At 41.8% G+C, this 12,949-nt stretch carries 10 protein-coding genes; all 10 read left to right on the plus strand.

All coding sequences use genetic code 11. The annotated features are described in order from the left end of the window. Window positions 1-27 precede the first annotated feature (27 nt). The 10 genes from RHS_RS03950 (at window position 28) to RHS_RS04000 (ending at window position 12,886) form a co-directional block, all read left to right on the plus strand. Window positions 28-1,644 carry an ABC transporter substrate-binding protein gene (locus RHS_RS03950; protein ID WP_047832370.1) on the plus strand — a complete coding sequence of 539 codons (1,617 nt, stop codon included), beginning with the start codon at window positions 28-30 and terminating at the stop codon, window positions 1,642-1,644. A gap of 22 nt (window positions 1,645-1,666) precedes the next feature. Then, the gene (locus RHS_RS03955) at window positions 1,667-2,608 is read left to right on the plus strand and encodes an ABC transporter permease (protein WP_027292229.1); all 942 of its coding nucleotides are present in this window, start codon (window positions 1,667-1,669) and stop codon (window positions 2,606-2,608) included. Between the two features lie 9 nt (window positions 2,609-2,617). Beyond that, window positions 2,618-3,433: an ABC transporter permease gene (locus tag RHS_RS03960; RefSeq protein ID WP_027292228.1), complete on the plus strand. Its 816-nt coding sequence runs from the start codon at window positions 2,618-2,620 to the stop codon at window positions 3,431-3,433. Window positions 3,434-3,575: 142 nt separating this feature from the next. Beyond that, on the plus strand, window positions 3,576-4,580 hold the full coding sequence (locus RHS_RS03965; RefSeq protein ID WP_044296886.1) for an ABC transporter ATP-binding protein: 1,005 nt from the start codon (window positions 3,576-3,578) through the stop codon (window positions 4,578-4,580). A 98-nt stretch (window positions 4,581-4,678) separates the two neighbouring features. Then, window positions 4,679-5,146, plus strand: coding sequence for an LURP-one-related/scramblase family protein (locus tag RHS_RS03970; protein ID WP_027292226.1), 468 nt, complete (start codon window positions 4,679-4,681; stop codon window positions 5,144-5,146). Between the two features lie 688 nt (window positions 5,147-5,834). Next, window positions 5,835-6,815, plus strand: a complete 981-nt coding sequence (locus tag RHS_RS03980; protein ID WP_047832372.1) for an ABC transporter ATP-binding protein — start codon at window positions 5,835-5,837, stop codon at window positions 6,813-6,815. 95 nt (window positions 6,816-6,910) lie between these two features. After that, window positions 6,911-7,717 carry a metallophosphoesterase gene (locus RHS_RS03985; protein ID WP_047832373.1) on the plus strand — a complete coding sequence of 269 codons (807 nt, stop codon included), beginning with the start codon at window positions 6,911-6,913 and terminating at the stop codon, window positions 7,715-7,717. Between the two features lie 36 nt (window positions 7,718-7,753). Further along, entirely contained in the window at window positions 7,754-8,458 is a 705-nt protein-coding gene (locus RHS_RS03990) for a LytTR family DNA-binding domain-containing protein (protein ID WP_027292222.1), read from the plus strand. 2 nt (window positions 8,459-8,460) lie between these two features. Then, window positions 8,461-9,765 (plus strand): GHKL domain-containing protein, encoded by a 1,305-nt coding sequence (locus RHS_RS03995; protein WP_047832374.1) that lies wholly within the window; start codon window positions 8,461-8,463, stop codon window positions 9,763-9,765. Window positions 9,766-9,943: 178 nt separating this feature from the next. Beyond that, window positions 9,944-12,886, plus strand: coding sequence for a glycoside hydrolase family 3 C-terminal domain-containing protein (locus tag RHS_RS04000; RefSeq protein WP_047832375.1), 2,943 nt, complete (start codon window positions 9,944-9,946; stop codon window positions 12,884-12,886). Window positions 12,887-12,949 lie beyond the last annotated feature (63 nt).

The raw sequence follows: 12,949 nt of genomic DNA on the forward strand, positions 1-12,949 counted from the left end.
GTACGTTAAGGTACGAAAGGAGCAATTATGAGAGGATTAAAGAAATTAATGGTGTTTACATTAGCAGCAGTTATCGCTGCATCAGCAGCTGGCTGCGGCAGTTCTCAAGGCAAGGCAGAGGCGGATAACACTACAGTTACGGAAGCAGGACAAACAGGAGAATCTGCTGCAGCAGAGGCTGACAGCCAGAATGCCGGTGCAGAAGCTGAAAAGACATCTGCAGCTGGAGGAACCGTGAAGGTATCGGTTGGATCCGAGCCGGATAATTTAGATCCGATGCTTTCTTCTGCAACGGATACATCTGCAATCATGATGAATGTGTTTGAAGGTTTACTGGGATTTAATGAAAAAGGAGAATTCATCCCTGCTTTGTCGGAGACCTATGATATCTCTGAAGATGGGCTTACCTACAGCTTCAAACTGAAACAGGGAATAAAATTCCACGACGGAGCAGATTTTACATCCAAAGATGTAAAATATACTTATGAAAAGCTCGCCGGTTTAAATGGGGAAGCACCATTGAATGAAACTTTGAACCAGCTGCTGGCATCGGTTGAAACTCCGGATGATTACAGTGTAAATCTTATTCTAAAAGAAAAAAATGCAGGATTTTTATCGAAAGCTACTATATCTATCGTAGAAAAAGACTATACCCAGAACAGCACAAAACCAGTTGGTACCGGACCATTTAAATTTGTGGAATACATACAGGGCCAGAAAGTTATTTTAGAAAAATATCCGGAATACAGTACCATCAAAGAGCGGATGCCGGTTATTGACAAAGTAGAATTTAAGATTATGACGGATGCAAATGCGCGCCTTATGGGGCTGAAATCCGGGGATCTGGATATTACCTCTGTGGATGCAAAGAATGTGGAAGCACTGAAAAATGATTACAATATTGTACAGGGGCCACAGAATATGGTGCAGCTCATGGCGCTGAATAACAGCGTGGAACCATTTAATGACGTAAAAGTAAGACAGGCTATCAATTATGCTGTAAATAAAGAAGAGATCATCAATACGGTGGTAAATGGCAACGGAACGAAAGTAGATTCCTTCTTAAGCCCCAGTATGAGCACTTATTTTAATACGGATTTGAAAAATTGTTATGACACGGACATCGAAAAGGCGAAGACACTCTTAAAAGAAGCGGGATATGAGAATGGATTTAAAATGACCATTACCGTACCATCTAATTACCAGACCCATGTAGATACCGCACAGGTGATTAAAAACCAATTGAGCAAAATAGGTATTGAAGCTGACATTCAGCTGATCGAATGGGCGCAGTGGCTGGATACCGTTTATGGTAAGGCAAATTATGAAGCAACAATTATCGGACACAGCGGAAAACTGGATCCGAACGATTTTCTCAACCGTTTTGATTCCGCATATGATAAGAATTATTTTAAATTTTCCGATCCTCAGTACGATGAGCTGATTCACCAGGCGGCAGTATCCACGGACGAGGCAAAAAGAGTAGAATTATTTAAGGAATGTCAGCAGTTATTGGTAGACCAGGCAGCGGCAGTCTATATCCAGGACCCGGATGTCATCTATGCTACCTCAAAAAGTGTACAGGGAATGAAAAATTATCCGGTTACGTTTTTGGATATGAGCAGTATCAGCCTGACAAAATAGGGGATACCGGGAGGTAATTTTGATGAAATACGTTTTGAAAAAAATAGTTACCATGGTATGTACGTTATTTGTTATATCTTTACTGACCTTTGGCGTCTTTCAGATACTTCCTGGAAATCCGGTGGATGTGATACTTGGAGTGGATGCAGATCCGCTCCAGGCACAGGCCCTTGAAAAGCAGTTAGGACTGGATCTGCCTCTTGGTGAGCGGTATGTGAACTGGATCGGGGATTTATTCCGGGGAGATCTTGGAGATTCTATCCGTTATCAGGTTCCTGTGGGGGATCTGTTAAAGAGCAGTCTTCCGGTTACCATTTCCTTAACGGTTTTTTCGCTGCTGATTACGGTGGTTACCGTGATTCCAATCGCTATATTTCTGGCTAAAAACAATAACAAAAAATCAGCTTTGTTTCTGTCTTTTTTAACACAGATCGGTGTGGCAGTCCCGTCCTTCTGGCTGGGGATTTTGCTGATTATGCTATTTGCTGTTACACTTCAGGTGCTGCCTTCGGGAGATTTTATTCCCTTTTCAGAAGACCCGCTGGGATGCATCCGGTCTCTTATACTGCCATCGGTGGCTATCGCCATTGGTACATCGGCAGTGGTTATCCGCTATCTGAAAAATACCCTGTTGGATCAAATGAACCTGGATTATGTCAGGACGGCAAGAAGCAAAGGTGCCACACAAAAGAGAGTACTCTACCGGCATGTATTGAAAAATGCCCTGCTTCCCACCATTACAATTCTCGGAATGACCGTTGTGGATGTACTGGGCGGCAGCATTATTGTTGAAAATGTTTTCAATTTGCCGGGAATCGGACATCTTATTACCTCAGGAGTAGGAAACCGGGATTTTCCTCTGGTCCAGGGGCTGGTATTTTATCTTGCGTTTATGGTGATTGTGATTAATCTGGTGGTAGATCTGCTGTATATGGCAGTGGATCCCAGAATTCGTTTGGAGTAGGTGGCTGATATGTGGAAAAAATGCAGAAATAATAAAAATTTTATGATTGGATTAGGTATGGTCGCATTTTTGGGACTGCTTCTGCTGCTAAGTTTCATCTACCTGCCCTACGATCCGAATGAGATGGATACTTTAAACAGCTTTCAGGGACCATCGGCTGCCCATCTTCTGGGAACCGATAATTTTGGCAGAGATATTTTCAGCCGTATTGTAAAGGGGTCTCAGACAGCATTTCTGGTGGGATTCACGGCAGTAGCAATCGGAATGGCAATCGGTGTAATACTGGGTGCGGCTGCAGGATATTTCCAGGGATGGATTGACAAGATTATCATGTTAATCATGGATGCAAAAATGGCATTTCCAGGGGTAATCCTGGCGCTGGTATTTATCACAATCTTCGGAAGCGGGATACTGAATACCGCAGCGGCACTTGGAATCATGGCGATTCCCAGGTTCTGCCGGATGACCCGAAGCGGATTTATGCAGATAAAGGAAATGGATTATATCAAAGCAGCGCGGACGAGGGGGGCATCGAATCTGCGGATTATGTTTATACATATATTACCCAATGTCGTATCCTCACTGATTGTTACGGCATCTCTTGGATTTTCCAGTGCAGTCTTATCTGAAGCTGGATTAAGCTATCTGGGGCTTGGAATACAGCCGCCCGATGCCAGCTGGGGAAAGATGCTGTTTGAAGCCCAGGGATATCTGCTGACCAACCCCTGGTATGCCGTCGTACCCGGTGTCATGATTACCATTATGGTATTAGGATTTAACCTGTTGGGAGACGGAATCCGGGATATAACGGATTGCCGCAGCTAGTAACTGCAATCTGCCAGGCTTCGTGTATGAACACCTGACGCAGATTTTAGCCAATACACCCGGCTGTCCGTACCGGAGAATCCGAAACATTTGCTCAGTGGCCGGCAGCGGTGCAATTTCAGCAACAAGCAGGAGGAATAAAATGGATAAAAAATTAAGGATAGAAGATTTAACGGTAGAAATTAAAAATCAGAATAATTATTACAAGGCACTGGATGGCATCAGTTTTCAGGCAGAAGAGGGGGAAATTGTCGGTCTGGTGGGTGAATCAGGATGTGGGAAGAGTTTATCCTCCCTGGCGATTATGAGGCTCTTACCTCAGGCGGCAAGGGTATCGGCAGGCTGCATCTGTCTGGGAGATACCGATTTGTTAAAGCTGTCGGAGGAGGAGATGTGCGGTGTCAGAGGCGCTGATATCTCAATGATTTTCCAGGAGCCGATGACCGCGCTGAATCCATTGATCACGGTAGGAAAACAGATAGAGGAAGCCTATCTCCTTCACCATCCCGGAGAAAAAAGAAATGCCGGTGTAAAAGCGAAAGAAATGATGAAAAAAGTTGGACTCTCCAGGGTAGAAAAGCTCTACCGGGAATACCCCCATCAATTATCAGGGGGCATGAAACAGAGAATTGTAATCGCCATGGCGCTGATCAATCATCCGAAGCTGATCGTTGCAGATGAGCCGACTACAGCTTTAGATGTGACAATCCAGTATCAGATATTGGAGCTTCTGCGGGAACTGAATAAGGAATTTAAGTCCACTATATTATTTATTTCCCATGATCTGGGCGTAGTCAAAGAGCTGTGTTCCAGAATTATTGTTATGTATGCAGGAAATATTGTGGAAGAAGGAAGTACAGAAGAAATCTTGCACAACCCAATGCATCCCTATACGAAAGGCCTGCTGGAATCCATACCCACACCCCAAAAAAAAGGAGAAATCCTCTATAATATACCAGGTATCGTAGAGCCGTTGACGAAGAGAAGCCAGACGGGATGTGTCTTTGCAAAACGTTGTCCAAATGCCAAGGCAGAATGCCAGACACAAAAACCGGAAATGCAAAAAACAGAGGGAAGAAGAGTAAGCTGCCTGGAATTGGACGGGAAGGAAAAACTACCTGAGGAATGTAAAAGAGTCTCTGCCTGAAGGGTAAAGGATTTACAAAATGAAACGAGTAAATTAATACAATCGACGCTCCATGAAAATCATGTTATAATTAAACAAAAGTCAAAGGAGGTTCTCTTATGCAGCTTTTATTTAAACAACGTGTTTTCAGCTGGCTGGATAGCTATGATATTTATAATGAATATGAGGACACCGTTTTTACGGTAGAGGGAAGACTATCATGGGGACATCGTCTGGTAATTTATAATCAGCGGGGTGAAGAAGTTGGTGAAATTAGGGAAGAAGTATTAACCTTTCTTCCAAAGTTTCGGATGTATATTCATGGTAATGAGATTGGAATTATACAGAAAGAATTAAGCTTTTTTGTACCTAAATTTTATCTGACATGTAATGACTGGGAAATTCAGGGAAGTGTTATGGAATGGGATTATGACGTATATAGCAGTGCGCGTCATATTATGCACGTGGAAAAGCAATTGTTTAACTGGTCGGATACCTATGTTATGGATATCGAGCAGGATGAAGATGCTTTGATATGTCTGATGATCGTTTTGGCGATTGATGCTGCTAAATGCAGCAGAGGATAATCGGAAAATTTCTGGAAACGTGTTTTTGCTTTCCAAAATATCTTCTTGATTCAGAAGGAATGAGGCTGAATCAGGAAGATATTTTTGTTATAAAGGTAATTGACATTAGAGTACGTATTGTGATTGAATATAGAGTAACTGGTACTACAGCAAACAGTAAACTGGCATTTTCTAACTTTCCCGGAGCACTTTTTGGCGGCACGCTCACTGCCCGCTTACAATCCGATGGGAGAAGTACTGCATTTTGCAATGCAGTACTAGTCGAATTGTATCCGCCAAAAAGCACTCCGGTCACATCCATTTCACACAGAACTGCTGAAACACATATTGCAACATCCAAAAACGAACGGCCGGCCACAGCCCAGGGTCTCCCATCTTTCCGAACACTACCTAAATCTACAAAGCGTCCCTTAATCAGCAAAACCCAAATTTAAGATTATTGTTCGCTGTAGTAATTTACCTCACATCATTTATTTGCAGAAATTTTACAATAATATAATGAGAACATAATAAAAGTGGTTTATATTTTGAGTGAAGGAAAAAATTCAGATAAATGGAAATGAAGCTTATCCTTCTTGGTTATCCAATTGTGCAGGAATGAATTTTCAAACACGTTCTGGTATTCCATCCGGAAGTTGGATTTTGATTTTATTTGACCTGATTAATTTAAGAATTTAGGGGGATACGAATGAAATACGAAAATTTAGAGAAGCCTTTACTGGAAGTAAAAGGGCTTTGCAAGTATTATGCAGCAGAAAGTAACAAGATTCTCAATAAAAGAAAATACATAAAAGTAGTGGAGCATATAGACCTTTGCATTTATCCCGGAGAAGTGTTTGGACTGGTAGGAGAAAGCGGATGCGGAAAAAGTACTTTTGCTAAAATGCTGGTAGATGTCATAACGCCCACAAATGGACAGATTAGCTATAAAGGGAAAAATTATTCAGCTATGAGCCATCAAGAAAAAAAAGAGTATCATAAGCAGGTTCAAATTATCTTTCAGGATCCGTATTCATCGTTAAATCCTAAGAAAAAAATAGGGTGGATTTTGGAAGAACCATTAAAGCTGCATACGGAACTTGTATCTCAGGAGAGAAAGCAGAAAGTGGAAGAAATACTGGAAGTTGTGGGATTAGATGCAAGTTTCAAAGGCAAGTATCCCAATGAGCTCAGCGGCGGGCAAAGACAGAGAGTAAGTATCGCTGCGGCACTGATGCTGAATCCGGAGATTATAATCGCCGATGAATCAGTATCTGCTTTGGATGTGTCCATACAATCTCAGATTCTGAATTTGATGAAGAAGCTTCAGGAAGAAAAGAATCTGACCTATTTGTTTATTTCTCATGATTTAAATGTGGTGCAGTATATGAGTGACCGAATTGGAGTGATGTATTTTGGAAAGCTGGTGGAGGTTGGAAGTGTCGATGATATCTATCACTCACCGAAGCATCCTTATACGAAGGCATTACTTTCATCCATTCCATCCGTGAGCGGAGAAAAGGAGCGGGAACGTATTTTACTGACAGGGGATGTACCGGATCTTTCGGCTCCTCCCGGGGGATGTCCTTTTCATACCAGATGCAGGGAAATGAAGGAATCCTGCAACATGGAATGTCCAGGATTAGTTGAAATTGAAAAAGGTCATTTTGTAAGCTGCCATTATGTGTAATCATGCAGGATCAAACAATGGTAAAACAAATTCTTTTTAAATAAATTATGAATGAGGTATCGCAGGCGGGACCTGGATATGCAGGAGGAATCAATATGAGAATCGGAGCAATATCTGATATACACCTGGATGTGAATCAAGCACATCCGGTGATCGAAGCAATTTGTGACAGAATCAGGGAAGAGAAGCTGGATGTATTATTAGTGGCAGGAGATATATCGAATAGTTATAAAATGAGCCTTCCCTATTTGGACCAGATGAAGGAAGCTGCCGGCATACCCGTCTTCTTTGTGCCGGGAAACCATGATATGTGGGATAAAGAAGGAGAATTTAAGGATGCCCGGAAAATCTACGAAAAATATGCATCCAGAAAGGACTGTCTGTGTGGAAAGATTACCAAGCTGAATGAAGAGTGGGTTGTAATTGGAAATATCGGCTGGTATGATTATTCATTTGGGGCATCGGATTATTCGGAAGATGAATTTGTGAAGAAAGAACATAATGAAAGGGTATGGCAGGACAGCATTATGGTGAAATGGCACCAGAGTGACAAAGAATTCCATACGAAGATCTTAGGGGATCTGGAAGAAAAGATTTTGGCATGTGCAGGAAAGAAGATAATTGTGGTTACCCATATGGTTGGGGTACCGGAATTTAAAGTGCCCGAAGATAGACCGGACTGGGATTATTTTAATGCCTTTCTGGGAAGCAGAGAATATGGGGAACTGTTTGAAAAATATAAGGTTGCTTATAGTATTATGGGTCATGTGCATTACCGGAAGAGACTTCAGAAAAATGGTGTGGATTACCGATGTGTGTGTCTGAATTACCATACGGAATGGCAGAGTGGCGTGCTGGCTGAGGAAGTTGGGGATGCGATGCAGGTGATTGAGCTATCATAAAGATTTAAGATTTATGAATTTGGGAAGGGGAGTATCATGATCAGGATTGCATTAGTGGACGATGATGTTCAGCATCTGGAGTTGATGAAATCATACTTAAAAAAATATGGAATGCAGGAAAACATGAATTTCTCCATCACAGAATATCGCAACGGACTGAATTTTGTAGAAGAATATGATGGAAAGCTGGATGTCGTTTTCTTAGATATTGAAATGCCGCATCTTGACGGTCTGGAGGCGGCCAGGAGAATACGGGAAAAAGACCAGACACTGGGAATTGTCTTTGTGACTAACATGGCTCAGTATGCCATAAGGGGTTATGAAGTGAATGCCATTGATTTTATAGTGAAGCCCGTGGAGTATTACGTCTTTACTGACAAATTAAAAAAGGCACTCCGATTTTCCAAACTGAATATGGAAAAGGAAGTTGTGGTTGATACAGAGGAGATTGTGGTAAAGCTGAGGGTTTCTCAGATTACTTATATTGAAAAAGATAAAAATTACCTGATTTATCATACTAAAGGAGATGCTTACCGTGTTAGGGGAACGATGATATCGGCTGAAGAAATACTGAAAACGGAAGGATTCTCAAAGTGCATCAGCGGCTGTCTGGTTAACCTGAAATATGTAACAAAGGTTCAAAAAGATATGGTATGGGTCGATAAGATACAGCTTCCCTTAAGCAGGCAGAGGAAAAAGGAATTTAAAGAAGACTTGATGAAATATATAGGAGGGATGTAAGAATGGAAGATATGCAGTTTATTTCATGTGTGCGCTTTTCATTACAATTGATGATTGCAGAAGCCTTTTTTATTTTAGGGTGGAACCGGAAGCATCACTTTATACTGCGGCTGCTAATATCCTTTGCAGTATATTTTTTGTCTGTAAGTCTGCTGTTTCATTTATTCGTTAGCATTCCGGGCAGTAATCCGGTCATCTATACGTTATATTATATTAGCATGTTTTTTTTGACTTTGGCAGGGATGAAATGCTGTTTTCAGGTAAAGGCGAAGGAAATTCTATTTGCAGGCGTCTGTGCCTATGCCACCCAGCATATCGCTTTTGCGTTTTTTATGATTTTTCGGGAGATAACCGGAATTGTGCTGAGTCCGGTACCTGACTTCCTGTTCTATCGATTTTTGCCATATGTACTGGTTTCCCTGTGTGTTTACTTCGGTCTGGTTAGAAGGTATGAGGGAGAAAGCGAGCTGAAAGATCGGGATAGCCGTATGTTGGTGTTAGCATTTGTAATTCTGCTTACGGCAATATTTATCAGTGCGCTGGTAGACAACAGGATGTTTCAGGGAGAATCGGGCATTTTGCGAAATATTCTCTGTAAAATATATGCAGTGCTCTGCTGTGCAATGGCGATATTTGCTGCGTTTAATCTGACCAGGCAGAATTGGATTCTACACGAGAACGAAATGATGGAAAACATGCTGCACAATCTGAAGGAACAGCAAAAGCTGTCCAGGGAGAACATCAATATTATTAATATTAAATGCCATGATTTAAAATACCGGATTTCCAAAATTTCCAAAATTGAGGACGCAGGAGAACAGAAAGAATATATTGAGACGATAAAAGACGCAGTGGCAATCTATGATAATATATACCAGACAGGCAATGATATCCTGGATCTTGTACTTACAGAAAAGAGCCTTTTATGTGATGAATACAGAATAAAAATGAGCTGTATGATAGAAGGTTCCATTATGAATTTTAGCAATACAACTGATTTATATGCGCTTTTTGGTAATTTGCTGGACAATGCGATTGAAAGTGTCATGAAGGAAGATGATGAAGGGAAGAGAATTATCAGTATACTGGTGGCGAAGAAACCTCAGGGCTGCCATATTCATGTGGACAACTATTGCAGCGAGCAGCTCACTTTTGAAGACGGATTGCCAGTGACTTCCAAGAAGGACAAAGCTTATCACGGCTTTGGTGTGAAAAGTATCAAATATATTGTTGACAAGTATAAAGGTGATATCTTGATGCAGGCTGTTGAGCAGCGGTTTCAGGTAGATATACTATTTTATTTGTAAGATGAAGAAAGGGTCAACTGACAGCGGGTATAACATATCCGCTGTTTTTTGCTGCAAAAAATGACCAGTTTTACCGTGTGGAATACCAAATTAACCAGAAATTATTTTTTGTATTATTTTGTGGTATTTTGAGTTTACAACATAAGAAGTACAAAAAAAATTAATGGAGGGAAAAGGTATGGGAAATGTTGAAGTTGCATGGGAGGACGTGATCAGCGTCATCCAGTTGGTCAGGACACATCTGATCGTAATAGCGGCTGCACTGATATGTATGGCAGCGGTTATGTTTATTGCAGGCAGATGGAAAAAGCCTGTGAAAGGTTTTATACGGTTTCAGTCGTTTATGGCATTCATCGTGGTTGTAGCACTTGTGGTGAATACCATGTTATCAGGCGCTTTGTATAACACATTAAATGTAGTGTTGTCTGATAAAGGGAAATTGAGTCAGGAGAATATTGACCATTCCAGGCAGGTTATTGAAGAAATTACCGGAGAGGGCATCGTCCTGACCAAAAATAAGGATTCTTTTTTGCCGCTGGCACCACAAAAAATCAATGTTTTTGGCTGGTCTTCTACAAATCCAATTTACGGAGGCACCGGATCAGGTACGGTAGATACGACTACGGCAGTGGGTATTCTGGAGGGGCTTGAGAATGCCGGATTTGAGACAAACAGTGAACTGTCTGATCTTTATGTAAATTATCGTGCAGACCGTCCGGTGATCAGTATTAATGAAGGGCAGGAGTGGACGCTTCCTGAGGTACCTGCTTCTAAATATCCGGATAATATGATAGAGTATGCAAAAGAATTTTCAGATACGGCGGTTATCGTACTTTCCCGTACTGGCGGAGAGGGGACAGATCTGCCGCAGGATATGGGAAGCATTATGGACGGTTCCACCATGCATGTGGGAACGAAATATCTGAAAGGAAGCTATGTAAATAACTCAGTGGAGTATGCTGATTTTGAAGCGGGTCAGTCTTATCTGGAACCAAGCCGTACAGAAGCAGATTTGGTTGAAATGGTCTGCAGTGAGTTTGAAAATGTAATTGTCGTATATAATGGTGCAAATACCTTGGAACTTGACTGGACAAATGATTATGAACAGATTAAAAGTGTTCTGCTGTGCGCCGGTGCAGGGGCAACGGGATTCAATGCTCTGGGAAATGTGATCGCAGGTAATGTGAATCCATCAGGTAAAACAGTGGATACCTGGGTGAAAGATTTAAAACAGGCACCCTACATAAATAATATTGGGCATTTCGCATATACCAATACCAAAGATGTAGAAGAGGCAGCTAAGGCAGCGTGGGAAAAAGCAGATGGCATTGTTTCCTTTGTTAATTATACGGAAGGCATATATACCGGTTATCGTTTTTATGAAACAGCAGCGGAAGAAAAGCTGATTAATTACAATGACCATGTGATGTATCCTTTTGGATATGGGTTAAGCTATACGACTTTTGACCAGAAAATGGGAGAATTGCAGATCACCGAGGACAGTATCCGTGTGGATGTAACGGTAACCAACACAGGAGACACAGCGGGAAAAGAAGTTGTAGAATTATATTATTCTCCTCCTTATGTGAATGGCGGCATTGAAAAATCCAGTGTCAATCTGGCGGCTTTTGGTAAAACGGATCTGTTGGAGCCGGGGAAGTCCCAGACACTGACAATCAGCTTTCCAATCGAGGACATGGCTTCTTATGACACTTATGGTGCAGGGGCATATGTTCTGGAATCCGGTGATTATGAAATCAGCCTTCGTTCAGACAGTCACAATGTGATTGAACGAAAAGTGTATAAGGCGGACCGGACAATCCTATTTGATAAAGACAATCCACACTCCGATGATGTAGTGGCGGCGGAAAACAGGCTTGATTTTGCAGAAGGGGATGTGGTTTATTTATCCCGTGCAGATGGATTTGCCAATTACGAAGAAGCAGTGAAAGCCCCGGAAAATTTTGAGCTCCAGGGAGAGGTTCAGGGAAATGGAACTTATAATCCTGAGGATTATAACAATCCGGAGGATGTAATGCCGATCACCGGGGCAGATAACGATATGGAATTATTTGAATTAAGAGGAGCCGGATATGATGATCCCCGGTGGGAGACGCTTCTTGACCAGGTGACCGTAGATGAGATGGTGGAATTGATTGCATATGGAGGACATCAGACTGCCGCTGTAGATTCTGTGAAAAAACTTAGAACACTGGATACAGACGGACCGGCAGGTGTGAATTCCAGTACACTGGGGGCCTTTGGAACCGGATATTGTTCGGAAATCGTTATAGCCCAGACCTGGAATGAAGAGCTGGCAGCAAAAGCAGCACAGGGAATCAGCAGAGAATTTACAGACTACAATATCGTTGGATGGTATGCACCGTCCATGAACTTACACCGGAGCGCTTTCGGCGGACGTAATTTTGAATATTATTCGGAAGACAGTCTGTTAAGCAGTAAAATGGCTCTGGCTGAAGTTTCTGCAGCCGTAGAGGAAGGGATATACCCTTACATAAAACACTTTGTATTGAATGAACAGGAAATTAACAGAAATGCGCTTTTGTGTACCTGGTTCAATGAACAGAGTGTAAGGGAACTTTATTTGAAGCCCTTTGAATATTGTGTGAAAAATATTGAAAAGGGAAAGCTGGCAGTGATGTCTTCCTACAATTTTCTTGGAACAGAATGGGCAGGCGGATGTACGGCACTTTTAAATGACATATTAAGAGAAGAGTGGGGATTCCGTGGAATGGTGATTTCCGATTACTTCGGCAATTACGGGTACATGGATGCTGACCGTGCGGTACGCGGAGGAACAGATCTGATGCTGGGAACCGCAGGAAACGAAGCAATTATGACTGATCTGAGTGCCACAAGTGTGACCGCAATGCGGCAGGCTGTAAAAAATATTTTCTATGTAACGGTCAATAGTGCGGCCTATGAGGAGTACACTCCGGGAACAATCCCGTCCTGGATGCTGATTCTCTATATTACAGATGCAGTCATTGCCGTGCTGGTTCTGCTGACGGAGATTTTAATGATAAGAAGCTTTATAAAAAAGAGAAAAGATTCAATCAGAATTGAAGCAGTAAATGCAGAAGGTGAAAGTAAAGAGTAATCATTTTACCAGATTTGTACAGACAAAAAATATCTCCGGGTATATGGAACTTTAAAATTCCTG

Origin of the sequence: Robinsoniella sp. RHS (assembly GCF_001029355.1) — a bacterium.
GTDB classification, from domain to species: Bacteria; Bacillota; Clostridia; order Lachnospirales; family Lachnospiraceae; genus Robinsoniella; species Robinsoniella peoriensis.